The sequence below is a fragment of the Micromonospora lacuserhaii genome (assembly GCF_036902735.1).
Taxonomy (GTDB): domain Bacteria; phylum Actinomycetota; class Actinomycetes; order Mycobacteriales; family Micromonosporaceae; genus Micromonospora.
This window is the reverse complement of sequence record NZ_JBAKHO010000050.1, coordinates 1-24,813: the sequence shown is the minus strand read 5'-3', so window position 1 is coordinate 24,813 and position 24,813 is coordinate 1. Positions and strand designations below refer to the sequence as shown.

Sequence of the window (24,813 nt, the reverse complement as noted above, 5' to 3'; positions counted from 1 at the left end):
TACTTGCAGACCCCCCGGGGGCGTTCGCAAGAGCGGTGCCGAGCTTTCGCGTCCTCTTTACATGGTCAACTTCCCGCGCCCCGAGGACCGGACCAATCGGCGATCTTGGCAGCTCCCGGGCGGGTCGGGCGTCACGCAAAGTGAGCGCGAAAAAGGGCCGCGGGGGATCCCCGCGGCCCTTTGTCCGATGTCACTCGAATGGCGGCCGGCCACCGGTGCGAAAAGGCAATGTCCGCCTCGCCGCAATGGATGAGCCGGCATCACCCGGACGGCTCAGTGGCCGCGGAACCGGTTGATCGCGGTCTCGTGCCGGGAGCGCATCTCCCGGTCGCGCACGCCGAGCCCGTCGGTGGGGGCGAGGCAGCGCACCCCGACCTTGCCCTGGTGCGCGTTGCGGTGCACCTCGTACGCGGCCTGGCCGGTCTGCGCCAGGTCGTACGTCTTCGACACGGTCGGGTGGATCTTGCCAAGGGCGACGAGGCGGTTGGCCTCCCACGCCTCGCGGTAGTTGGCGAAGTGGCTGCCGACGATCCGCTTGAGGTGCATCCAGAGGTAGCGGTTGTCGTACTGGTGCTGGAAGCCGCTGGTGGAGGCGCAGGTGACGATGGTGCCGCCGCGCTTGGCCACGTAGACACTCGCGCCGAAGGTCTCCCGGCCGGGGTGCTCGAAGACGATGTCCGGGTCCTCGCCGCCGGTCAGCTCGCGGATCCGCTCACCGAAGCGGCGCCACTCGTCCTGATCCTGGGTCTCCTCGTCCTTCCAGAACCGGAACCCCTCGGCGGCCCGGTCGATGACCAGCTCCGCGCCCATCTTCCGGCACAGCTCGGCCTTCTCCGGCGAGGAGACCACGCAGACCGGGATCGCCCCGCCGTTGAGGGCCATCTGGGTGGCGTAGCCGCCCAGGCCGCCGGAGGCGCCCCAGATCAGCACCACGTCGCCCTGCTTCATGTTGGCCCCGTGGTGCGAGACGAGCTGCCGGTACGCGGTGGAGTTGACCAGCCCGGGGCTGGCCGCCTCCTCCCAGCTCAGGTGGCGCGGCTTCGGCATCAGCTGGTTGGCCTTGACCACGCACAGTTCGGCGAGGCCGCCGAAGTTCGTCTCGAAGCCCCAGATCCGCTGCTGCGGGTCGAGCATGGTGTCGTCGTGGCCGGCCGCGTCCTCCAGCTCCACCGAGAGGCAGTGCGCGACGACCTCGTCGCCGGCCTTCCACTTCGTCACGCCGGGGCCGGTCCGGAGCACCACGCCGGCCGCGTCCGAACCCACCACGTGGTACGGCAGGTCGTGCCGGCGGGTCAGCTCGGAGAGCCGGCCGTAGCGCTGGAGGAACTTGAAGGTGGACATCGGCTCGAAGATGCTGGTCCACACGGTGTTGTAGTTGATCGCGCTGGCCATCACGGCGACCAGCGCCTCGCCTGGCCCGAGCTCCGGGGTGGGCACCTCCTGCAGGTGCAACGCCTTGCGCGGGTCCTTGTCGCGGGTGGCCATCCCGTCGAACATCCGGGTGTCCTCCGCACGGACCACCACACCCCGGTAGGTCTCCGGCACCGGCAGCCCGGCGAGGCCGGCGAGCTGCCGCTCGGGCTGTTCCGAGCCTTCCGCCGCCATGATCGCTTCGAGGATGTCCTGCACGGTGACCTCCCGTTCGTCCGCACCCGTGCCGAGGGGCAGGGGTGCTGCCATCGTCGGCACCGGTGCGACCGACCGCCATGTCGGCAATCGACACATCCGGCACCGGTCGCGCTCCTTGTGGGCCGGGACGTTACTGAACGGTAGCTAGGGCCGGAAGTCCTCTGTGAAAAACTGCATTGGCCGATGCGTGGAGCTGTCCATGGGAACGACGCACCGCGCACCCTCGCGCTCGTTCCCGCCAGGTGGGACGCCGCCCGACCCCGCGCCGTTCTGGGCGGGGCCGGGCGGAGGGGTCAGTGCCCCGCGGCGGGCTCGACCAGCTCGACCAGGACGCCACCGGCGTCCTTGGGGTGCACGAAGTTGATCCGGGAGTCGGCGGTGCCGCGCTTCGGCTTCTCGTAGAGCAGCCGGACGCCCCGCTCGCGCAGCGCCGCACAGGCGGCGTCGATGTCGGCCACCGTGTACGCCACCTGCTGCACGCCCGGGCCGTTGCGGTCCAGGAACTTCGCGATGGTCGACTCGGGGTTCAGCGGGGCGAGCAGCTGCACGCAGCCGCCCTCGGTGGTCGGGCCGACGGCCAGCATCGCCTCGCGTACGCCCTGCTCGGTGTTGGTCTCGGTGTGCACGCAGCGCATCCCGAAGGTCCGCTGGTAGAAGTCGATCGCGGCGTCCAGGTCGGGCACCGCGACCCCGACGTGGTCGATCCGGCGCAGGCCGATGTCTGTGACATAGTCGGCAGCGGTCTCGGCGGGGGAGTTCTCAGCCATGGCGCTAGTCTGACCGAACAATCGTTAAGGCGTACAGGTCGGCACCCCCCTCGGAGGCAGGCAATGGCTTCGGTGATCGTCAGCGGCGCGCGGACCCCGATGGGGCGCCTGCTCGGCAACCTCAAGGATCTTCCGGCGACGAAGCTCGGCGGCGTCGCGATCAAGGCAGCACTGGAGCGGGCCGGCGTCGCGCCGGACCAGGTCCAGTACGTGATCATGGGCCAGGTGCTCCAGGCCGGCGCCGGGCAGATCCCGGCCCGCCAGGCGGCCGTCGAGGCCGGCATCCCGATGTCCGTGCCGGCGCTGACCATCAACAAGGTCTGCCTCTCCGGCCTGGACGCGATCGCCCTGGCCGACCAGCTGATCCGGGCCGGCGAGTTCGACATCGTGGTGGCCGGCGGCATGGAGTCGATGACCAACGCCCCGCACCTGCTGCTCGGCCAGCGCAGCGGCTACAAGTACGGCGACGTCACGATCAAGGACCACATGGCCCACGACGGCCTCAGCGACGCCTGGGACTGCTGCTCGATGGGCGAGTCCACGGAGCGGCACGGTGCGAAGCACGGGATCAGCCGCGAGGAGCAGGACGCCTTCGCCGCCGCCAGCCACCAGCGCGCGGCCGCCGCGCAGAAGAACGGCCACTTCGCCGACGAGATCACCCCGGTGGTCATCCCGCAGCGCAAGGGCGACCCGCTGGTGATCAGCGAGGACGAGGGCATCCGCCCGGACACCACCGCCGAGTCGCTCGGCAAGCTGCGCCCCGCGTTCGCCAAGGACGGCACCATCACCGCGGGCAGCTCCTCGCCGATCTCCGACGGCGCCGCCGCGGTGGTCGTGATGAGCAAGGCCAAGGCCACCGAGCTGGGGCTGACCTGGCTGGCCGAGATCGGCGCGCACGGCAACGTGGCCGGCCCCGACAACTCCCTGCACTCGCAGCCCTCCAACGCGATCAGCCACGCCCTGAAGAAGGGTGGCCTGAGCGTCGGCGACCTCGACCTCATCGAGATCAACGAGGCGTTCGCCCAGGTCGGCATCCAGTCCGCGCGGGACCTCGGGATCAGCACCGACAAGGTCAACGTCAACGGCGGCGCGATCGCGCTCGGCCACCCGATCGGCATGTCCGGCGCCCGGCTGGTGCTCACCCTCGCGCTTGAGCTCAAGCGGCGTGGCGGTGGCACCGGCGCGGCCGCGCTCTGCGGCGGCGGGGGCCAGGGCGACGCCCTGATCATCCACGTCCCGTCGGGTGGCGAGACCGAGTAACGAGCCGGTCCGGCGAATCCCCCGGTCCTGAGCGAGAGTGGTGCAGTGAGCGAAGCGGTCGACCACGTCCAGGCTGCGGCCACCGGTCCGGTGCGCCGCAGTCGGGACGTACCCATGCTGGTGGCCCGGGCCCGCGAGGGTGACCCCCGCGCGGTGGCCCGGCTGATCACCCTGGTCGAGTCCGGCGACGAGGTGTTGCCGCAGGTGGCGGCGGCCCTCGCGCCGTACGCCGGTCAGGCCCAGGTGGTGGGCCTGACCGGGTCGCCGGGCGTGGGCAAGTCGACCACCACCAACGAGCTGGTCCGGGCGCTGCGGGCGCGCGGGCACCGGGTCGGGGTGCTGGCCATCGACCCGTCCAGCCCGTTCACCGGCGGGGCCATCCTCGGCGACCGGGTCCGGATGCAGGACCACGCCACCGACCCCGGCGTCTACATCCGCTCGATGTCCAGTCGCGGTCACCTCGGCGGGCTCTCCGCCGCGACGCCGCAGGCGGTCCGGGTGCTGGAGGGCGCCGGCTGCGACGTGGTGCTGGTGGAGACCGTCGGCGTCGGGCAGGCCGAGGTCGAGGTCGCCTCGCTGGCCGACACCACCCTGGTGCTGCTCGCGCCGGGCATGGGCGACGCGATCCAGGCGGTCAAGGCCGGCATCCTGGAGATCGCCGACGTCTTCGTCGTCAACAAGGCCGACCGGGACGGCGCCGACGCCACCGTCCGCGACATCCAGGGCATGATCGCCCTGGGTGAGCGCGGGCCGGGGGAGTGGCGCCCGCAGGTGATCCGGGCGATCGCCGCCCGCGCCGAGGGCATCGACGACATCGCCGCCGCGATCGACAAGCACCGGGGCTGGCTGGAACAGCACGACGAGCTGCGCCGCCGTCGGGAGGCGCGGGCCGCCGCCGAGATCGAGGCGATCGCGCTGGGCGCGCTCCGCGCGCGGATCGGCTCACTGCGCGACGGTACGGAGCTGACCACGCTCGCGGCGAAGGTGGCCGAGGGAGCGCTGGACCCGTACGCGGCCGCCGACGAACTGCTCGCCCAGCTCGGCTCCTGACCCCACCCCCGGATTGGCGGAGCGCGCCCCGGGGCACTGTGCCACCCACGGTGTTCCGGACGGGGGTGCTCCGATGGGCGCGGACGGAAGCGCGGGGGAGCGGGGCGGGACGCGCACGCCCACCGGCTGGTCGGGCCGGGGGGTGCCCGTCCGCACGGTGCTGGGGATGGTCTTCTTCGTGGTCGCGGCGCTCTGCGGGCTGGGCGTGGTGGTGGCGGCGCTGCCGGCCCGCGACTGGGAGGTCGTCGCCGTCGGCGCCGTCATGGCCCTGCTCTTCGGCTCGACGTTCGGGTTCCTCGTCGTCGCCTGGTCCCGTGGTTCCGGTGCCGCCCCCACGTCGGCGCCGTGGCCGGGTGGCGGCGGCTCGGGGGTCCGCTTCGGCTATTCGACCAGCGCGTACTGCTGGTTCAGCGCGATGCTGGCCGGCTGCGTGCTGGTCCTCGGCGGCCTGGCGGTGGTGCAGGGCACCTCGGGCGGCACGCTCGGCCGGGTGGCGGCGGTCGTCCTCGGTGGCCTGGCGGCGCTGATTGGCTGGTTCCTGGTCACCATGCTCCGGCACGCGCCCGGTGAGCTGGTGCTCTCGCCGGTCGGGGTCGCCCACCGGATGCTGACCGGCTTCTACTCCGTGCCGTGGTCCGCCGTGTTCGAGGTGGCGGCGCGGCGGCGGGGCACGCCGGTGATCGTGGTGAAGGCGTACCCGGCGCCGGAGAGCGTGCTGCGCCGGCACACCGGCCGGTTCGACACCGGTGAGCTGCGATTCCTGCCCTTCCTGGTGATCCGCACCTACTGGCTGGCGGCCGACGCGGAGACGGTGCTGCGCGCGTTGACCTTCTACCACGCACATCCCGAGTTGCGTGATGAGCTGGCCACTCCGGCCGGTCCGGCGCGGATCGCGGCGGGGCGGACCGGGGCCTGACCCGTCCACTCCGGACGCTGCCCGCCTAGTACGCTCGCACCGCGCCACGCCGACCGTGGGGCCGGAGGAACGAGGCGGGAGAGCATGGCTGACGAGGCGACGCAGGAGCTGTCGGTGACTCCGGACGCGGTGGCGGGCGGGACGACGCTCGTCTCCGACGAGGTGGTGGAGAAGATCGCGGTCGCCGCGGCCCGGTCGGTGCCCGGGGTGGCCGAGCTCGGCGGCGACGTCGCCCGGTTCTTCAACGCGGTGCTCGACCGGGTGGGCCTGGACCAGGTGGGGGACGCCACGCGGGGCTGCTCGGCCCACGTGACCAACGGCGCGGCCGTGGTCAACCTGGTGCTGGTCATCTCCGCCGGCCACCCGGTGCCGCAGGTGACCGACGCGGTCCGGGTCGCGGTGACGGCGGCGGTCGAGGCGTACGGGCTGCGGGCCGACGAGATCAACATCCGGGTGGACGACGTGGCGATGGGCGGTCCGGCGGTCCCGTCGGTCTGAGGGCGCTCGCGGCGCGGTCCTCGTTGACCGGGCGGGTCGTGGTCAGCGCCGGGTCAGCTCAGGTCAGCGTGGCCCGTAGCTGCGGCGGCACCTGGAGCAGGTCCAGGCTGTTCCGCCACAGCGTCTCGAGCTGGGCCGGATCGTTGAGCAGCTTCGCGAGTAGCGCGCGCCCCTCGATCTGGGCGACCATGGACCGCGCGGCCTCGTGGGCGTCGACCGACGGGCCAGCCTGGCCGAGGTCCTTCGCCTCGACGACCACCCGCTCGATGAGGTCGATCTGGGCCTCGAAGATCTCCTGGAGCCGGCTGCGGATCTCCTCGGCCTGGTTGCTGAGCTCCAGCGCGAGGTTGCCGAAGAGGCACCCGACGACCAGGCCGGCCTTCTGCTGCCCGGCGCGCTGCACCTCCTCGGTGGCCTCGAACAGGTCCCGTAGGCGCCGCAGCGGGTCGCGGTCGCTGCTGAGCAGCTCGACCCATTGCCGCCGCTGGAGCGCCCAGTGTTCGTCGATGACGGTGAGCGCGAGCGCCTGCTTGGACTCGAAGAAATAGTAGAAGCTGCCCTTCGGCACACCCGCCGTGGCGCAGATCTCCGCCACGCCCAGCGCGGAATATCCGCGCTCTTCCAGCAGATTCGCTGCGGCACCGAGAATCTTGTTCCGCGCGTCACTCGTCCGTCCCATGGCTTGGACAATACACGACCGGTCGGCTAGCTTTTTGTCGACCAGTCGTCTACTGGTCATCAAGGCCTCGGCCAGCAGGGCTTCGGCCAGTCAGGAAGAGGAACGTCATGAGCATTCAGGGACAGAAGGTCGCCGTCATCACCGGTGCGTCTCAGGGCATCGGCGCCGGCCTCGTCGACGCGTACCGCAAGCTCGGGTACGGCGTCGTGGCGACCTCGCGCTCGATCGGCGCCGCGGACGACCCGGAGATCGTCACCGTCCGGGGCGACATCGCTGACGCCGACACCGCGGAGCGGGTGATCAGCGCCGCCCTCGAGCGCTTCGGTCGCATCGACACCCTGGTCAACAACGCTGGCGTCTTCGTCGCCAAGCCGTTCACCGACTACACCGACGAGGAGTACGACCTGGTCACCGGAATCAACCTCGCCGGCTTCTTCCACCTCACCCGGCGCGCCCTGCCGCACCTGCTGGCCACCGGCGCCGGTCACATCGTCACCATCACGACCAGCTTCGTGGACCAGCCCAACTCCAACGTCCCGTCCGTGCTCGCGTCGCTGACCAAGGGTGGCCTCAGCTCCGCGACCAAGTCCCTGGCCATCGAGTACGCGAGCCGGGGCGTCCGGGTCAACGCCGTCGCGCCCGGCGTCATCAAGACCCCGATGCACCCGGTCGAGACCCACGAGACGCTCGCCAGCCTGCACCCGGTCGGCCGGATGGGTGAGACCAGCGACATCGTCGACGCCGTCGTCTACCTCGAGTCGGCGCCCTTCGTCACCGGCGAGATCCTGCACGTCGACGGTGGCCAGAACGCCGGTCACTGACCCGCCGCAACCCGCAGAAAGGACCACGGCGATGCCGATCGTCACCATCCAGATCACCCGGGAGGGCGGCACGCCCGGGGCGTCCGCGGCGACCGCCGAGGAGAAGGCCGCCCTCATCAAGGGGGTGAGCGAGCTGCTGCTCGACGTCCTGAACAAGCCGTTGGACTCGACCTTCGTGGTGATCGACGAGGTCGACACCGGGAACTGGGGACGGGGCGGTCTGCCGGTCGAGCAGTACCGACGACAGCAGAACTCGGGTTCACCGGAGTAGCCGCACGGGGGTGCGTACCGGCCGCTCACGTTACCGACCGGTACGCACTTCCTTAGCGATCGTTCAGGCATCCGTTCTACACTCGGACTTCAGTCGAGGACTCGAGGAGGAGCTCCGCGGATGAACGCCGACGAGATCGCCGCCGGACGGGCACGCTGGCAGGCCCGCTACGACGCCGCGCGCAAGCGGGACGCGGACTTCACCACGCTGTCCGGGATGACCGTGGACCCGGTGTACGGGCCGCCGGAGGGCACCGCGTACCCCGGCTTCGAGCGGATCGGCTGGCCGGGCGAGTTCCCGTACACCCGGGGGCTGTACCCGACCGGCTACCGCGGGCGGACCTGGACGATCCGGCAGTTCGCCGGCTTCGGCAACGCGCAGCAGACCAACGAGCGCTACAAGATGATCCTCGGGGCCGGCGGCGGCGGGCTCTCCGTCGCCTTCGACATGCCGACCCTGATGGGCCGCGACTCCGACGACCCCCAGGCGCTCGGCGAGGTCGGCCACTGCGGCGTCGCCATCGACACCGCCACCGACATGCAGGCGCTCTTCGACGGCATCGACCTGGCCGCCGTCACCACGTCGATGACCATCTCGGGCCCGGCCGTGCCGGTCTTCTGCATGTACCTGGTCGCCGCCGAGCGCCAGGGCGCCGACCTGTCCAAGCTGGACGGGACGCTGCAGACCGACATCTTCAAGGAGTACATCGCGCAGAAGGAGTGGCTCTTCGACCCGGAGCCGCACCTGCGCCTGATCGGCGACCTGATGGAGTACTGCGCCCGGGAGATCCCGCGCTACAAGCCGCTCTCCGTCTCCGGGTACCACATCCGCGAGGCCGGTTCGACCGCGGCGCAGGAGCTGGCGTACACCCTCGCCGACGGGTTCGGCTACGTCGAGCTGGGGCTGTCGCGCGGGCTGGACGTCAACGTCTTCGCCCCCGGCCTGAGCTTCTTCTTCGACTCGCACCTGGACTTCTTCGAGGAGATCGCCAAGTTCCGCGCCGCCCGTCGGATCTGGGCCCGCTGGCTGCGCGACGTCTACGGCGCCACCAGCGAGAAGGCGCTCTGGCTGCGGTTCCACACGCAGACCGCCGGGGTGTCGCTGACCGCCCAGCAGCCGGTCAACAACGTGGTGCGGACCGCCGTCGAGGCGCTCGCCGCGGTGCTCGGCGGGACGAACTCGCTGCACACCAACGCCCTGGACGAGACCCTGGCCCTGCCCACCGACGAGTCCGCCGAGATCGCCCTGCGTACCCAGCAGGTGCTGATGGAGGAGACCGGGGTGATCAACGTCGCCGACCCGCTCGGCGGATCCTGGTACGTCGAGGCGCTCACCGACAAGATCGAGGCCGAGGCGGAGGAGATCTTCGCCCGGATCCGGCAGCTTGGCGGCGAGGGCCCGCACCAGATCGGCCCGATGACCTCCGGCATCCTGCGCGGCATCGAGGACGGCTGGTTCACCGGCCACATCGCCGAGTCCGCCTTCGTCTACCAGCAGGCGCTGGAGAAGGGCGACAAGCGGATCGTCGGGGTCAACTGCCACACCGGCACCGTCGCCAAGGAGCTGGAGATCCTGCGCATCTCGCACGAGGTGGAGCTGGAGCAGCGCCGGGTGCTGGCCGAGCGGAAGACCGCCCGGGACGACGCCGCCGTCAAGGCCGCCATCGCCCGGATGGTCGACGCGGGCCGCACCGACGAGAACATGATCCCGGCGATGCTCGACGCGGTCCGCGCCGAGGCCACCCTCGGCGAGATCTGCGACGCCCTCCGCGCCGAGTGGGGCATCTATCGCGAACCCGCCCGCTTCTAACCCTCACCCCACCCGCGATCTTGCACTTTGGGCCCCCGCGATGCGGCATCTGCGGCATTTGCCGGGGCGGAAAGTGCAAGATCGCGGAGCGGGGGGAGTGGGTCGGGGGAGGGTGGGACGCGCCGGTCTGAGCAGGGGGTGAGAGTCGCGACTGTCGCCGTGGTGGTTGATCTGAGTTCAGCGGTACACGTGCGAGACTAGGTAACCATGAGCGACCCACGGATCACCTCGTCGATCTTCACCCGCGGCGCGGTCGACCTCAGCGCGCTGCGCGGCACCGCACCAGCCACTACCCGCCCCGGCACACCCCCGCAGGCCGGCCCGCCCGCCGGCGTCCCCGGCGGCCCCGCCGCCGGTGACGACGCGATTATCGACGTCACCGAGGCCACCCTCCAGTCCGAGGTGCTCGAACGGTCGATGGCCATGCCCGTCGTGGTCTTCTTCGGCGCGGCCGGCTACCCGGAGAGCGACCAGTTCGCACCGGTGCTGGAGCGGCTGGCGGCCGAGGGTGGCGGCGCGTGGGTCCTGGCCCGGGTCGACGTGAAGGAGAACCCGCGGATCGCCCAGATGTTCCGGGTGCAGGGCATCCCGATGGTCTACGCGGTGGTCGGCGGGCAGCCGGTCGACGCCTTCTCCGGCGTGGTGCCGGAGGCCCAGCTCCGGCAGTGGATCGGCGCGGTGCTCAAGGCCGGCGGCGTCGCCGTCGCCGAGCCGGAGGACCCGCGGCTCGACGAGGCCGACGACGCGCTGATGAGCGGCGACCTGGACGCCGCCGAGCGGGCGTACCGGAAGATCCTGGCCGAGTCCCCGGCGGACGCCGCGGCCGAGGCCGGCCTGGCCCAGGTCGGGGTGGCCCGCCGGGTCGCCGGCGCGGACCCGCAGGCGGCGCTCGCCGCCGCCGAAAGCAACCCCGACGATGTCGAGGCCCAGCTGCTGGCCGCCGACATCGAGGTGCTCAGCGGCCTGGCCGAGCAGGCCTACCAGCGGCTGGTCGGCCTGGTCCGGCGGACCGCCGGCGACGACCGGGACAAGGCCCGCCAGCACCTGGTCTCGCTCTTCACCATCGCCGGCCCGGACGACCCCGCGGTCGCCTCGGCCCGCCGGGCACTGGCCAGCGCCCTGTTCTGAGTTCCGTAGCACGCCAGCGCGGGCCGGCGTTCCGGCCGGCCCGCCCGACCACCGAGGACGGGAGCCCATGATGCGCCGGATCGCCGTCCTCGACGCGCCGACCAACCTCGGCCTGCGCCCACCCACGGCCACCTCCGTGCCGGGCTGCGGCAAGGCCCCGGGCGCGCTGCGCGACCACGGCCTGCTGGCCCGGCTGCGGGCCCGGGACGCGGGCTGCCTCACCCCGCCCCGGTACGACCCGGGCGACTGGCGGCCCGGCGACGGCGTCTGCCACGCCCGGGAGATCTCCGGCTACTCCGTGGCCCTGGCCGACCGGATCGGCGCGATCATCGACCGTGGGGAGTTCCCGCTGGTCCTCGGCGGGGACTGCTCGGTGCTGCTCGGCTCGGCGCTGGCCATGCACCGGCTCGGCGAGGCGGTCGGCGGTCGGATCGGGCTGGTCTTCGTCGACGGTCACTCCGACTTCCGGCACCCCGGCAACGCCTCGTACGTCGGTGCCGCGGCGGGGGAGGACCTCGCCCTGGTGACCGGGCGCGGTCAGGCCGACCTGGCGGCGATCGAGGGGCGCCGGCCGTACTTCCGGGACGTCGACGTGGTGGTGCTCGGCATCCGGGCTCAGGACGAGTACCGGCTCGACCTCCAGGCCGCCGGGATCACCACCCGTCCGGTGCCGGCGCTGCGCGCCGAGGGCGCCGCCCGTACCGCCCAGTGGGCCCACGAGCAGCTCGCCGACTGCGCCGGGTACTGGGTGCACATCGACGTGGACGTGCTCGACCCGGCGGTGATGCCCGCGGTGGACGCCCCCGACCCGGGCGGGATCGCCTTCGCCGAGCTGGAGATCCTGCTCGGCGGCCTGGTCGACACCCCGCACTGCCTCGGCGTGGAGCTGACCGTCTTCGACCCGGACTACGACCAGGACGGCTCGTACGCCGCCGAGATCGTCAACACCGTGGTGGCCGGGCTGTCCCCGGTGTCCGCGCCCGAGGCCGTCCCGCCCCGGCTGCTGCCGGCCGCCCCGCCGCCGCAGCGCGTCCGGTCGGTGGGCCGGTCGGCCTCCTCCGCTCCGGCGCGTGCCGTGGTGGTCCCCGTACCCGCCATCGGGGAGAGCGAGGCGCCGCCCCTGGGGCGGCCGGGTGATGCCGGCACCGAGGGCGGGCCCCGTCTGCTCGGGCCTCCGGACCGGGCCACGGGCGGCGCCGACCGGGTGGCGCTGCCCGCAGCCGACAGCTTCACCCGGGTGGGCGGCCTCGCGCCACGAGACGCCGCCGCCCAGCCGAACGGCGGCCCCCAGCCGCACGACGGCCTCTCCGCGCCGGACGGTCCTTCCGGGCATGACGGCCGGTCCCCGCTCGACGGTCCTTCCGGGCCCGACGGGTCGTCCTCGGATCTGGTGGTGACGCCGGTTCCCGCGCTGGCGGTCGAGCCGGTCGGGCCCCCCGCCTCCGCCGGGCCGGGGCTGCTGCGCCGGGTGCATCCTGTGGAGGGCAGCCCGGCCGGGGACGGGATGCCGCCGCCCGACGACGAGCCGCCCCGGTCGACCGCCGGCATCGCCTGACCCGTCCAGGTCGGCGGCGCCGGCCGGGCAGCGAGCGGGTCCGGGCCGGGCGTGTCTGTGCCGGGTGGGTCCGGGCGGAGGTCAGCGGAGGGCGCGGAGGAAGCGCTCGCTGATCGGCACCGCGCTGGCCGCGCTCGACCCGCCCTGCTCCACGAAGACCGCGAACGCCACGTCGCCCCGCCAGCCGACGAACCAGGCGTGGGTGTGCGCCGGGTTGTTGTCGTACTCGGCGGTGCCGGTCTTGCCGTACACCGGTCCGCCGGGGACGTCGGCGAGGGCCTTGGCGGTGCCGACCGTCACCACCTCGCGCATCATCGCCTTGAGCGGCGTCACCGACTCGGCCTTCAACTGCGGGCCCGGCTCCGCCGGCTTGGCCGGCGCCGGGTCGAGCACCAGCTTCGGCTGCTCCCAGTGGCCCCGGGCCACGGCGGCGGTGGCGCCCGCCATGGCCAGCGGGCTGACCACGGTGGTGCCCTGGCCGATCGCGGCGGCGGCCTGCTCGACCCGCGAGCCGTTGGCGGAGACCTTGCCGGTGAAGGCGTCGACGCCGAGGTCCCAGGCGCCCTCCAGGCCGACCGTCCGGGCGGTCTGCGCCAGCCCGTCCGGGCCGAGCTCCGGCGCGAGCGAGGCGAAGGCGGTGTTGCAGGACTTGGCGAAGTCCGTCCGGAACGGCACCTTGCCGAGGACGAAGTTGTCGGAGTTCTTGAACGGCCGGCCGTCCACGTCGAAGGTCTTCGGACAGTCCACCGTGGTGTCCGCGCCGACCGCCCCCCGGTCGAGCAGGCCGAGGGCGCTGACCATCTTGAACGTGGAGCCGGGCGGCACCTGGGCGGTGAAGGCGAGGTTCTCCCCGGCCGCGCCGGGACCGTTGGCAGCGGCGAGCACCGCGCCGTCGCTGATCCGGACGGCCACCAGGGCCGAGCGGCGCTTCTCGCCGCGCAGCGCGGTGTCGGCGGCGTTCTGGGTGGCCACGTCCAGGGTGGTCTTGAGCGCCTGCCCCGGCTGTGCCGCGTGCTGGAACACCGGGACCTCGGCCGGCGGCTCGTTCTTGTCCGGCGCCGGCCTGCTGACCAGCACGGAGATGCCGGCGGTGCCGCGCAGCCGCTCGTCGTACCGGCCCTGGAGACCGCCGTGCCCGACGAGGTCGCCGCGGGCGTACCGGTCGGGGTGGGCGGCGAGGTCGTCGGCCGTGGCCTCGTCGACTGAGCCGAGCAGGGCGCGGGCGAACTCACGGGTGGGCGCGAGCGCCAGCTTCTCGGAGCGGAACTTGGTGCCCGGCAGGTCGTAGATGCGTGGTTTGATCTGCTGGTACGCCTCGTCCCGCAGCGTCACCACCTCGACGAAGGCGTTCGGGTCGGCCTCGCGCAGCCGGGTGGGCAGGTCGGAGAGGTCGACCGGCGGACTGATCGGGGGCCGGACCGCCTTGAACGCGGCGTCGAGCTGCCGTACCAGCGCCGGGACGTCGGTTGCCTCGCCCGGCTGCACGCCGATCCGGACCACCGGCCGGGGCGCCACGATCGGCTGGCCCGCGTCATCCAGCACGCCGCCGCGGGACGCCGGGTCGCGGCGCAGCGTCAGCCGGTCACCCCTGGTCAGCTGCTCCTGGACGATCTGCGGCTCCCAGATCACCTGCCACTGGTCGTCGTCGCCGCCCTGGCGCAGCCGCACTGGCCGGTCGTACGCCCAGGTGGTGTCGCCGGGGAGCTTCCACTCCACCCGGATGGTCGTGGTGGCGAGGTTCTTGGTGATCTCGGCGTCGCGGGTGCGGCGCAGCGTGGGCGGGGTGGCGGCCAGCTCGCCGGAGAGGTCCTTGATCTCCTTGGCCACGTCGCCGGCGGGCAGCCGGGCACCGGTCGGGTCGACGAAGCCGACCGCGTTCAGGTCACCCGAGCGCCAGCCGGCTAGGAACGCCTCCAGGCTCTCCTCCGGCCCGGCGCCGTCCGAGCAGCCCGTCAGCGCACCGGCCGCCAGCACGGTGGCGGCCAGCGCCGCGAGGGCCGGCCGGACGCGCGTACGGAGGCGTCGGTGGGGGTACGGGACTGACATGGAACGGCACCTCCGAGGCTCTGACTGCCCTGCCACGCTAGTACGCCGGTGCCGCCCGTACCGCCCCGGCGGACCGCCCGCCGGGTGAAGACGCCGTGCGGCCGTGTGATGAACATCGCCAGTCGGGGTACTCCGCAGCCGGCCGACCGTGGATCTGCAACGGGTGAAAGGACAAAGTCCCGAACCGGACGTCCGGCTGGTGATCCGCCGACGATTGGACAGAGCGGCAGGGCCTAGGCTGGGCGGCAGAGTGACCCACAACGCGGTGGGTCGAGGGGAGTGGCACCGATGGACCGGCGTCCGGCGATCAAACCGGGACCCGACCTCCGGCAGGCTGACACCGGCCGGGACGACAGCTTCGATTCGGCGACCGACGGGGACGGCTTCGGCCGACTCGACACAGGAGTGACCGGGATGACCGGTTCGAGTATCGACACCCTCTACGAGCTGGGCCTCCCCGGGGAGGCCCTGGGCGACGACGCGGAGGACGCGGATCTCGACGAGCCGGTACCCAACGCGGAGCGCCTGGTGGCCCAGGCGGTGGCGCTGGCCGGCGACGATCACGACGCGGCGACCCTGGTGGGCCGATTCTGGCGGTTCGCGCCGGACGAGGAACTGATCGGATTCACCGCCGAGGAGATGCTCGACGCGGCCCGGGCACACCGGGACCTGGCCCAGCAGCGGGTGCCCGGCGAGCTGAAGTTGCGCATTCACGAGCCCGACGTCGACCAGCACCACACGGTGATCGAGATAGTCACCGACGACATGCCGTTCCTGGTCGACTCGGTGACCGCGCTGCTCAACGCCCACCACCTCGACGTGCACCTGCTGGTGCACCCGCTGGTGGTGGTCCGGCGCGAGCCGCTGGGCCGGCTGACCGAGGTCTCCGCCGACGTGGAGCCGGACGACGCGATCGCCGGTGACCTGATCGAGAGCTGGATGCGGGTCGAGATCGACCCGGTCCGCGACGCCGCGCAGCGCGAGCAGCTGCGCCGGGAGCTCCAGCGGGTGCTCACCGACGTCCGCGAGGCGGTCGAGGACTGGCCGAAGATGCGCCAGCGGGCCCTGGCGCTCGCCGACGAGCTGGCCTCCGCCCGGACGTCGGACAACCGCCCGCCGGTGCCGGAGAAGGACATCACCGACTCGGTGGAGCTGCTCCGCTGGCTGGCCCACGACCACTTCACCTTCCTCGGCTACCGCGAGTACCGGCTGGTCGAGTCCAGCGGCGAGGGCGGCGACGGCGGGCCGGCGCTGGAGGCGGTGCTCGGCACCGGGCTGGGCATCCTGCGGTCCGACTCGCCGGAGGCGCGGGCGCTGTCGTCGATGACGCCCGAGGCGCACGAGCGGGTGATGGAGAAGCGGCTGCTGATCATCACCAAGGCGAACTCCCGGGCCACGGTGCACCGCTCCGCCTACCTCGACTACATCGGCTTCAAGATCTTCAACGACGCGGGCGAGGTGGTCGGCGAGCGGCGTTTCCTCGGCCTCTTCTCCACCGCGGCGTACCGGACCAGCGTGCGTGAGCTGCCGGTGGTCCGCCGCAAGGTGGCCGAGGTGCTGGACCGCTCCGGGCTGAGCCAGCGCAGCCACTCCGGCAAGGACCTGCTCCAGATCCTGGAGACCTACCCCCGCGACGAGCTGTTCCAGATCAAGACCGACGACCTGTACCACGCGGTGATCGGCGTGCTCCGGATGGCCGGCCGCCGGCAGCTGCGGGTGTTCCTGCGCCGGGACGCGTACGGGCGGTTCATCTCCTGCCTGATCTACCTGCCGCGGGACCGGTTCACCACCCAGAACCGGCTGCGCATGCAGGACATCCTGCTCCGCGAGCTGAACGGCGTCGGGGTGGACTACACCACCCGGGTCACCGAGTCGATGCTGGCCCGGGTGCACTTCATCGTCCGGACCGACCCGAGCAACCCGCCCGGCGACATCGACGCCGACCTGCTCGCCGAGGAGCTGGCCGACGCGACCCGGCTCTGGGACGACGACTACCGGCTGGTGCTGGAGCGCAAGCTCGGCGACGAGCAGGCCAAGCACCTGTTCAGCCGGTACGCCGACGCGTTCCCGGAGGGCTACAAGGACGGTCACACGCCGTACGAGGCAATGAAGGACCTGGCCAAGCTGGAGCTGCTGGAGGAGCCCGGCCAGCTCGAGATGCACCTGTTCCGCAAGCAGCTCGCGCCGCGCGCCAACGGCCACGGGGCGGCCGACGTCGACGAGGCGATGGACGTCCGGTTCAAGGTCTACCGGTACGGCGAGCCGATGATGCTCTCCGCTGTGCTGCCGGTGCTGCACTCGCTCGGCGTCCGGGTGGTCGACGAGCACCCGTACGAGGTGGACCGGGTCGACGGCCGGGTCTTCCTCTACGACTTCGGCCTGCGCCTGCCCGAGGGGCACCAGGAGTTGGCCGAGGTGCGCCCGCACGTGGAGAACGCCTTCGCCGCCGCCTGGCGTGGCGAGGCCGAGGTGGACGGCTTCAACGAGCTGGTGCTGCGCGGCGGCCTCACCTGGCGCCAGGTGGTGGTGCTGCGGGCGTACGCGAAGTACCTGCGCCAGGCCGGCACGGTCTTCTCCCAGGAGTACATGGAGCAGACCTTCATCGCGTACCCGAAGATCGCCGCGCTGCTGGTGGAGCTCTTCGAGGCCCGGTTCGCCCCGGGTGCGACGAGCGCCGAGACGCGCCGCGAGCGCAGCGGTGACCTGGTCACCGCGATCGGCGCGGCACTGGACGACGTGGCGAGCCTGGACCAGGACCGGATCCTGCGGTCGTACCTGACGCTGATCCAGGCCACCCTGCGGACCAGCTTCTACCAGCGGAGCACCGACGGGCGGCCCAAGTCGTACGTGGCGTTCAAGCTGGACCCGCAGGCGGTCCCGGAGTTGCCGGCGCCCCGGCCGAAGTTCGAGATCTTCGTCTACTCGCCCCGGTTCGAGGGCGTGCACCTGCGGTTCGGGCCGGTGGCCCGGGGCGGGTTGCGCTGGTCCGACCGGCGCGAGGACTTCCGCACCGAGGTGCTGGGCCTGGTCAAGGCGCAGATGGTGAAGAACGCCGTGATCGTGCCGGTCGGCGCCAAGGGTGGCTTCGTGCTCAAGCAGAAGCCGGGCGACCGGGACGAGGCGGTGGCCTGCTACAAGCAGTTCATCTCCGCGCTGCTGGACGTCACCGACAACATCGTCAGCGGCGAGATCGTGCCGCCGGAGGACGTGGTCCGGCACGACGCGGACGACCCGTACCTGGTGGTGGCGGCGGACAAGGGCACCGCGACCTTCTCCGACATCGCCAACGAGATCTCGGCGGCGCACTGCTTCTGGCTGGGTGACGCGTTCGCCTCCGGCGGTTCCGCCGGCTACGACCACAAGAAGATGGGCATCACCGCCCGGGGCGCCTGGGAGTCGGTGAAGCGGCACTTCCGGGAGCTGGGCCACGACACCCAGACCCAGGACTTCACCGTGGTCGGCGTGGGCGACATGTCCGGCGACGTGTTCGGCAACGGGATGCTGCTGTCGGAGCACATCCGGCTGGTGGCCGCCTTCGACCACCGGCACATCTTCCTGGACCCGGACCCGGACGCCGCCACCTCGTACGCCGAGCGGAAGCGGCTGTTCGACCTGCCCCGGTCGTCGTGGGAGGACTACGACGCGAGCCTGATCTCCGAAGGCGGCGGGATCTTCCCGCGGACGGCGAAGTCGATCCCGGTCAGCCCGCAGGTGCGGGCGGCGATCGGGCTTGACGACGACGTCACGCAGCTCAGCCCGCAGGAGCTGATGAAGGCGATCCTCACCGCGCCGGTCGACCTGTTCTGGAACGGCGGCATCGGCACGTACGTGAAGGCTTCCACCCAGACCAACGCGGAGGTGGGCGACAAGTCCAACGACGCGATCCGGGTGGACGGCAAGAGCCTGCGCTGCCGGGTGGTCGGCGAGGGCGGCAACCTGGGCTGCACCCAGCTCGGCCGGATCGAGTACGCGCTGACCGGCGGGCGGATCTACACCGACTTCATCGACAACGCGGCCGGGGTGGACTGCTCCGACCACGAGGTGAACATCAAGATCCTGCTCAACACGGCGGTCGCCGACGGCGCGCTGGACGTCCCGCAGCGGGACGAGCTGCTCGCCCAGATGACCGACGAGGTCGCCGAGCTGGTGCTGCGGGACAACTACGACCAGGCCCGCGCGATCAACAACTCGCAGGCCCAGGCCAGTTCGCTGCTCCCGGTGCACCGCCGGATGATCAACGAGCTGGAGCGGGCCGGTCAGCTCGACCGGGCGCTGGAGGCGCTCCCGCCGGACGAGGAGCTGGCGGTGCGCACCGAGTCCGGGCTGACCGCGCCGGAGTTCGCGGTGCTGCTGGCGTACGTCAAGATCGTGCTGGAGCGGGAGATCCTCGCCGAGGGTCTCGCGGACGAGGAGTGGACGACCGACGTCCTGGTCAACTACTTCCCGACGCCGATGCGGCAGCGCTTCGCCGATCGGATGGCCCAGCACCGGCTGCGCCGCGACATCATCACCACGGTCCTGGTCAACGAGGCGGTCAACCGGGGCGGCATCTCGTTCATCTTCCGGGTGGTCGAGGAGACGGCCGCCTCGCCGGCGGACGTGATCCGGGCGTACGTGGTGGTCCGTGACGTCTTCGGGCTGCGCGAACTCTGGGACGCGGTGGAGTCGCTGGACAACAAGGTCTCCCCGGAGCTCCAGACCAACGTCTACCTGGACACCCGGCGGTTGCTCGACCGGGCGGTGCGCTGGCTGGTCACCAACCGGCGCTCGCCGATCGACGTCCCGGCGGAGACGGCGCGGCTGAAGGCCGGCGTGGCCCGGCTCCTGCCGGACCTGGAGGAGCGCTTCTACGGCAGCGAGCGGGAGGCGCTGGCGGCGCACATCGACACGATGGCCGCCAAGGGCCTGCCGCGGGAGCTGGCCGAGCAGGCGACCCGGCTGATGTACAGCTTCGGCCTGCTGGACGTGGTGGAGACGGCGAACGCCTCCGGGCGGGACGTCGGCGAGGTGGCCTCGGTCTACTTCGTCCTCTCCGACCTGTTCCGGGTGGACTCCCTGTTGTCGAAGATCTCCCTGCTGCCGCGGGAGGACCGCTGGCAGACGCTGGCCCGGATGGCGTTGCGCTACGACCTGTACGCGGCGCTGGCGGCACTCACGGCGGAGGTCCTCGGCTCCACCGCGGACAACCTGCCCCCGCAGGAGCGGGTGCTCGAGTGGGAACAGTCGAACGCCACCTCGATCCACCGGGCCCGCCGGGCGATGGGGGAGTTCGACGAATCCCGGGCCGACCTGGCCGCCCTGTCGGTGCTGCTGCGCCAGATCCGCACCCTGGTGCGGACCTCCGCCGCGGCCTGACCCGTACGACGACGCGCCTCCGGCGGGACCGACATCCCGCCGGAGGCGCGTTCGGCGTTCACGAGGTCATCGAGGCGTACACGACGATGTTGTTCAGGTAGCTGCCGGCGGCCTGGTCGAACTGGCCGCCGCAGGTCACCACCCGCAGCGCGGGGCGGTCGTTCGGGCCGTACACCCGCTCGGCGGGGAAGGCCGTCTTCGGGTACGACCCCACCTCGTCGACGGTGAAGGTGGCGGTGCTGCCGTCGGCCCGGGACACCGCGATGGTGTCGCCCTTGAGCAGGGCACCGAGCTGGAAGAAGACGGCCGGCCCGAGCTTGGCCGAGTCGACGTGGCCGACGACGACGGCGTTGCCGGCTTCGCCGGGGCTGGCTCCGGGGGAGTACCAGCCGGCCTTCTGCGCCTGCTCCAGCGGGGGGACCTGGACGGTGCCGTCGGGGTTGGTGCCCAGCGCCATGATCTCGGCGGCTACGCCGATCCGGGGGATCGAGATGGTGGTCGGCACGGACCGGGCCAGGGGTGCCGGTCCGGCGGCGGTCGCATCGGGATCGGTCCGGCCGTCCGGGGTGCCGTCGTCCGGGACGGCGGTGGCGTCCGGGACGTCAGGCGCGGCGGACTCCGGGCCGGCCTGGGCCGCCGGTTGCGGCGGGCGGGGCGGGGGAACGGTCCGCAGCGAGGCGCCGATCATGCCGGCACCCCCCATGGCGAGCGCTACGACGACGGCCGCGCCGGCGGCACGCCACGGTCTCCCGTGACGGCCGCCGGCCCGTGTCGCCGTCAGGTCAGACGAGCCCATTGGCCCGACGCCGCCGCATCAGCACGATGCCGCCGAGGGCAGCCGCGCCGATCATGCCCGCCCCGCCGGCGGCCATGCCGCGGTCGGTGCTGGTGGTGGTCATCCCACCGTCACCGCCGTCGACGCCGCCGCGCGGCATGCAGTCGTCCTTGCGGTCGTGGTCCTTGCGGTCGTGGTCCTTGCGGTCGTGGTCCTTGCGGTCGTGGTCCTTGCGGTCCTCGTCCTTGCGGTCGTGGTCCTTGCGGTCCTCGTCCTTGCGGTCCTCGTGCCTGCGGTCCTCGTCCTTGCGGTCCTCGTCCTTGCCGTCGTGACCCTTCCGGTCGTCGGCCTTGTCCGACTGGTCGTCGGCCATGCCTCCGCCTTGGCCGTCGGTCTCCGGCTGCCACGTGTCGCCGGTCTTGTTGTCCCAGTCCTTGCGGTCCTCGTCCTTGCGGTCGTGGTCCTTGTTGTCCCAGTCCTTGCGGTCCTCGCCCTTGCGGTCGTGGTCCTTGTTGTCCCAGTCCTTGCGGTCCTCGCCCTTGCGGTCGTGGTCCTTGTTGTCCCAGTCCTTGCGGTCCTCGCCCTTGCGGTCGTGGTCCTTGTTGTCCCAGTCCTTGCGGTCCCAGTCCTTGTGGTCCCAGTCCTCGTGGTTCCCGGGGCATACCTCAAGGAGCTGGACCTGCGGCTTGGCGAAGGCGTTCCCCACGTACTGAGCGTTTCCGCCCGCGTACGCCGCCCCGGGCGAGAACAGCAGCAGAGATGCGCCGCCGAGAGCGGCACCCGCAACGAGCTTCCCGAGCATCTTCTTTGCCATGACCTGCGTCACTCCATCCCTGTATGTCCTGAGCCCGACGGCAGCCGAGCTACAGCCGACGTTAGACCGTTTAGAGAGTTATACGAGGAAAGATTCACGTTCGCGAGTTTGAGGGTGCTTAGTCGGATAGGAGTGCTAAAAGCCTTATGCCGTCTTAGTGGCCTTCGGCTGCCTTCGGGGTAACCCGATCCGCTGTGGCGTACCTGGGCCCCGGGGTCCCGCTACGGTGCTGCGCTGCCGCGTTCCGCCGCCCTGGGCTCATCTGCCCGGAACGGGTCAGGCAGGTTGCTGCCCGGGCTGTCCACCCCCTGCCGGAGTCGGCAGCCATATCGAGCCGTTGCCATGGAAGCGCTCCCATGCAAGAATCGCTGCACGCGGTTCGGGGAGCCACACCGCACAGGCAGATCGTCGAGGGCATCCGGTCCAGGCCGGACGACGTGGCCGTAGGTCGGTCCGGGGACCGGCCAGCTCACCACCACCACCGCTCGTCCGTCCGGGGCGGGCAGCACCCCCGAGCATCCCGTTGGCACCGAGGTCGTCCCGTCCGGACGTCCGCCGGGGCCATAACGCCGGGCCGTACGCGGATCCGGTCTCGCCCAAGGAGTTCAGTGGTATGAATCTGTGGAAGAGTCTGTCCGGCCGGCGCCGGGCGTTCGCCCTCACCGGCGCGAGCGTCCTGGTGGCGGGCGGCCTGGTGACCATCCCGGTCACCGCGGCGCAGGCCGCGACCCAGTGCAGCGTCGACTACACCACCAGCGACTGGCCGGGCGGCTTCACCGGCACCGTCACCATCAAGAACCTCGGTGACCCGGTCAGCGCCTGGAACCTCGGCTTCACCTTCCCGAACAGCGCGCAGAAGGTGGTGTCCGGCTGGTCGGCGAAGTGGTCGCAGAGCGGCCAGAACGTCACCGCCACGAACGAGTCGTGGAACGGCTCGCTCGCCAGCGGCGCCAGCACCACCATCGGGTTCAACGGGGCCTGGAGCGGGAGCAACCCGAAGCCGACCTCGTTCACCCTGAACGGCACGGTCTGCAACGGCGGCACCCCGACCACGCCGCCGCCCACCACCCCGCCGCCGACGCCGCCGCCGCCCACGCCGCCGCCGCCGACGACGCCGCCGCCCACCACGCCCCCGCCCACCACGCCCCCGCCCACGACCCCGCCGCCCGGCACCAAGGTGGACAACCCGTACGCCGGGGTGAAGGGGTACGTGAATCCGGAGTGGAAGGCCAAGGCGGACGCCGAGCCCGGCGGCAGCCGGGTGTCGAACAACCCGACCGCCGTCTGGCTGGACCGGATCGCCGCGATCAACGGCACCACCGACAGCAGCTCCAACGGCGCGATGGGTGTGCGTGACCACCTGAACGCCGCCCTCCAGCAGGGCGCCGGCTACCTCCAGTTCGTCATCTACAACCTGCCCGGCCGGGACTGCTCCGCGCTCGCCTCCAACGGTGAGCTGGGCCCGGACGAGCTGCCCCGCTACAAGGCCGAGTACATCGACCCGATCGCCGCGATCCAGGCCGACCCGAAGTACGCCAGCCTGCGGATCGTCAACATCATCGAGATCGACTCGCTGCCCAACCTGGTCACCAACACCTCCGGCCAGCCCGGCGGCACCGTGATGTGCGACACCGTGAAGGCCAACGGCGCGTACGTCAACGGCGTCGGCTACGCCCTCGCCAAGCTCGGCGCGATCGGCAACGTCTACAACTACATCGACGCCGCGCACCACGGCTGGATCGGCTGGGACAGCAACTTCGGCCCGACCGCCAACCAGCTCTACGCGGCCGCCACCGCCTCCGGCAGCACCGTGAAGAACGTGCAGGGCTTCATCGTCAACACCGCGAACTACTCGGCGCTGCGCGAGCCGTACGTCAAGATCACCGACACGGTGAACGGGCAGACCGTCCGCCAGTCCAAGTGGATCGACTGGAACCAGTACGTCGACGAGCTGTCGTTTGCCCAGGCGTTCCGCAACAAGCTGGTCTCCACCGGCTTCGACACCAACATCGGCATGCTGATCGACACCTCCCGCAACGGCTGGGGCGGCACCGCCCGGCCCACCGGCCCGGGCGCGACGACCAGCGTGGACACCTACGTCAACGGCGGCCGCATCGACCGCCGATTCCACACCGGCAACTGGTGCAACCAGGCCGGCGCCGGCCTCGGTGAGCGTCCCAAGGCCAGCCCGGAGCCCGGCATCGACGCGTACGTCTGGGTCAAGCCCCCGGGCGAGTCGGACGGCTCCAGCAGCCTGATCCCGAACACCGAGGGCAAGGGCTTCGACCGGATGTGCGACCCGACGTACACCGGCAACGCCCGCAACGGCAACAGCATGAGTGGCGCCCTGCCGAACGCGCCGATCTCCGGCGCCTGGTTCTCCGCTCAGTTCCAGGAGCTGATGAAGAACGCCTACCCGGCGCTGTAGGACGGCACGCCTGCCCGCCGCGACAGGAGTGAGGTACTGACGCGGCAGGTTTCCCCGGGCCCCTGGTCCGACCGTCACCGGTCGGGCCAGGGGCCCCCGCCGGTCAGGGGACCGTCTTCTCCACCGCCGCCCGGCCCTGCTCGGCCAGGTCCCGGCGGGCCCGCTCGATGTTCTCCGGCGTCAGGTCCTGCCCGCGCGCCATCACCAGGTCCTCCGGCTCCCAGGGCTGCTCCGCGCCGGTGCGGATGTTGTCCCCGCCGGCCCCGGTGCCGGTGCCGGTGGCGCCGGTGCCGGCCGCGTACGGGTCGCCCAGCAGGTCCTCCGTCACGGCGGCGCGCCCGGCGCCCGGCTCGGTGAAGGACGGGTTGTCCCGGTCGGGGCCGCCGCCGGTGGCCAACTGCGGCACGGTGCTCTCGTCGTCCACCGCGGCGGCCACCTCCGGGCTCTCCTCCAGCGGCCGGCCGCGGTTCGGGTCACGATCGGTCATGGTGCTGCCTCCCTGTCCCAGACGCGTTCCCGGATCTCGCGTACCCCGCTGGGACCGGGCCATGCCGGCGGAGGCCGGACCTCGCGGGCCGCCTCGGTGGTCGGCGGCTCGGCCGGACGCGCAGACGCCCCGACCGCGCGGCGGTCGGGGCGTCTGCGGTGGTGGTCAGCGGCCGAGGACCCGGTCCAGGAAGTCCCGGTACTGGCGGACCGCCATCCGCAGCTGCTCGGTGTCCGCCGAGCCGGCGTCCTGCCAGCCGCCCAGCTTCTGCTTCTGCGCGGACAGCGCGGCGGAGAGCGCCTCGATGGCCTCCTCGATCAGCGACTGGGCGTCGCCCACGGCCGCCCGCGGGTCGTCCACGAAGCGGAGCTGGACGTCGCGCCACCGGTCCCGGAAGTCCTGCGCGGCCGCCGGCTCGAAGAGGGTGGCCGCGTCGGTGGGGACGTTGGCGCCAGCCGGGCGGGCCGCCGCGGCGGCGACGCCGCCGGCACCCACCGCGCCGGCGCCCGCCGCGGCGGCTGCCGC

At 72.1% G+C, this 24,813-nt stretch carries 17 protein-coding genes and 2 pseudogenes; 11 read left to right on the top strand and 8 right to left on the bottom strand.

Annotated features, from left to right (window positions below):
- Window positions 1-273: 273 nt before the first annotated feature.
- Together ccrA and mce are read right to left on the bottom strand one after the other, a co-directional pair.
- Complete coding sequence (gene ccrA, locus V6U81_RS23905; RefSeq protein ID WP_334492334.1) at window positions 274-1,629, bottom strand: crotonyl-CoA carboxylase/reductase; 1,356 nt, start codon at window positions 1,627-1,629, stop codon at window positions 274-276.
- Between the two features lie 293 nt (window positions 1,630-1,922).
- Window positions 1,923-2,396, bottom strand: a complete 474-nt coding sequence (gene mce / locus V6U81_RS23900) for a methylmalonyl-CoA epimerase (RefSeq protein WP_334492310.1) — start codon at window positions 2,394-2,396, stop codon at window positions 1,923-1,925.
- Window positions 2,397-2,459: 63 nt separating this feature from the next.
- On the opposite strand from mce, the gene V6U81_RS23895 reads away from it, so the two are divergent.
- The 4 genes from V6U81_RS23895 to V6U81_RS23880 all read left to right on the top strand — a co-directional run bounded on the left by V6U81_RS23895 (window position 2,460) and on the right by V6U81_RS23880 (window position 6,120).
- The gene (locus V6U81_RS23895) at window positions 2,460-3,656 is read left to right on the top strand and encodes an acetyl-CoA C-acetyltransferase (protein WP_334492308.1); all 1,197 of its coding nucleotides are present in this window, start codon (window positions 2,460-2,462) and stop codon (window positions 3,654-3,656) included.
- Between the two features lie 114 nt (window positions 3,657-3,770).
- On the top strand, window positions 3,771-4,706 hold the full coding sequence (gene meaB / locus V6U81_RS23890) for a methylmalonyl Co-A mutase-associated GTPase MeaB (RefSeq protein ID WP_420884069.1): 936 nt from the start codon (window positions 3,771-3,773) through the stop codon (window positions 4,704-4,706).
- Between the two features lie 73 nt (window positions 4,707-4,779).
- The gene (locus V6U81_RS23885) at window positions 4,780-5,622 is read left to right on the top strand and encodes a hypothetical protein (protein WP_334492305.1); all 843 of its coding nucleotides are present in this window, start codon (window positions 4,780-4,782) and stop codon (window positions 5,620-5,622) included.
- 84 nt (window positions 5,623-5,706) lie between these two features.
- Window positions 5,707-6,120, top strand: coding sequence for an Asp23/Gls24 family envelope stress response protein (locus V6U81_RS23880; RefSeq protein WP_334492304.1), 414 nt, complete (start codon window positions 5,707-5,709; stop codon window positions 6,118-6,120).
- Between the two features lie 58 nt (window positions 6,121-6,178).
- Here the strand turns inward: V6U81_RS23880 and V6U81_RS23875 are convergent, their stop codons facing one another.
- Window positions 6,179-6,799 (bottom strand): TetR family transcriptional regulator C-terminal domain-containing protein, encoded by a 621-nt coding sequence (locus tag V6U81_RS23875; RefSeq protein ID WP_334492303.1) that lies wholly within the window; start codon window positions 6,797-6,799, stop codon window positions 6,179-6,181.
- Window positions 6,800-6,906: 107 nt separating this feature from the next.
- On the opposite strand from V6U81_RS23875, the gene V6U81_RS23870 reads away from it, so the two are divergent.
- From V6U81_RS23870 to V6U81_RS23850, 5 genes and pseudogenes are all read left to right on the top strand, one after another.
- A complete protein-coding gene (locus tag V6U81_RS23870) occupies window positions 6,907-7,620 on the top strand; it encodes an SDR family NAD(P)-dependent oxidoreductase (RefSeq protein WP_334492302.1) in 714 nt (237 codons plus the stop codon).
- A gap of 31 nt (window positions 7,621-7,651) precedes the next feature.
- Window positions 7,652-7,891, top strand: a complete 240-nt coding sequence (locus V6U81_RS23865) for a tautomerase family protein (protein WP_334492301.1) — start codon at window positions 7,652-7,654, stop codon at window positions 7,889-7,891.
- Window positions 7,892-8,011: 120 nt separating this feature from the next.
- The gene (locus tag V6U81_RS23860) at window positions 8,012-9,700 is read left to right on the top strand and encodes a coenzyme B12-dependent isobutyryl-CoA mutase large subunit (protein WP_334492300.1); all 1,689 of its coding nucleotides are present in this window, start codon (window positions 8,012-8,014) and stop codon (window positions 9,698-9,700) included.
- A gap of 207 nt (window positions 9,701-9,907) precedes the next feature.
- Window positions 9,908-10,828 (top strand): tetratricopeptide repeat protein, encoded by a 921-nt coding sequence (locus V6U81_RS23855; protein ID WP_334492299.1) that lies wholly within the window; start codon window positions 9,908-9,910, stop codon window positions 10,826-10,828.
- Between the two features lie 67 nt (window positions 10,829-10,895).
- Window positions 10,896-12,143 (top strand): annotated as a pseudogene (locus V6U81_RS23850) (arginase family protein); the annotation flags it as partial.
- A gap of 321 nt (window positions 12,144-12,464) precedes the next feature.
- Here the strand turns inward: V6U81_RS23850 and V6U81_RS23845 are convergent.
- Window positions 12,465-14,429 carry a penicillin-binding transpeptidase domain-containing protein gene (locus tag V6U81_RS23845; protein ID WP_334492298.1) on the bottom strand — a complete coding sequence of 655 codons (1,965 nt, stop codon included), beginning with the start codon at window positions 14,427-14,429 and terminating at the stop codon, window positions 12,465-12,467.
- 288 nt (window positions 14,430-14,717) lie between these two features.
- On the opposite strand from V6U81_RS23845, the gene V6U81_RS23840 reads away from it, so the two are divergent.
- Entirely contained in the window at window positions 14,718-19,784 is a 5,067-nt protein-coding gene (locus tag V6U81_RS23840) for an NAD-glutamate dehydrogenase (RefSeq protein ID WP_334492297.1), read from the top strand.
- Between the two features lie 58 nt (window positions 19,785-19,842).
- Here the strand turns inward: V6U81_RS23840 and V6U81_RS23835 are convergent, their stop codons facing one another.
- The gene (locus V6U81_RS23835) at window positions 19,843-20,565 is read right to left on the bottom strand and encodes a class F sortase (RefSeq protein ID WP_334492332.1); all 723 of its coding nucleotides are present in this window, start codon (window positions 20,563-20,565) and stop codon (window positions 19,843-19,845) included.
- A 1-nt stretch (window position 20,566) separates the two neighbouring features.
- Window positions 20,567-21,373, bottom strand: a complete 807-nt coding sequence (locus V6U81_RS23830; protein WP_334492296.1) for a hypothetical protein — start codon at window positions 21,371-21,373, stop codon at window positions 20,567-20,569.
- 613 nt (window positions 21,374-21,986) lie between these two features.
- Between V6U81_RS23830 and V6U81_RS23825 the strand changes: the two genes are divergently transcribed.
- On the top strand, window positions 21,987-23,801 hold the full coding sequence (locus V6U81_RS23825) for a glycoside hydrolase family 6 protein (RefSeq protein WP_334492295.1): 1,815 nt from the start codon (window positions 21,987-21,989) through the stop codon (window positions 23,799-23,801).
- Window positions 23,802-23,904: 103 nt separating this feature from the next.
- Here V6U81_RS23825 and V6U81_RS23820 read toward each other — a convergent pair whose 3' ends face one another.
- Entirely contained in the window at window positions 23,905-24,288 is a 384-nt protein-coding gene (locus V6U81_RS23820; RefSeq protein WP_334492294.1) for a hypothetical protein, read from the bottom strand.
- Between the two features lie 165 nt (window positions 24,289-24,453).
- Window positions 24,454-24,813 (bottom strand): annotated as a pseudogene (locus V6U81_RS23815) (hypothetical protein); the annotation flags it as partial.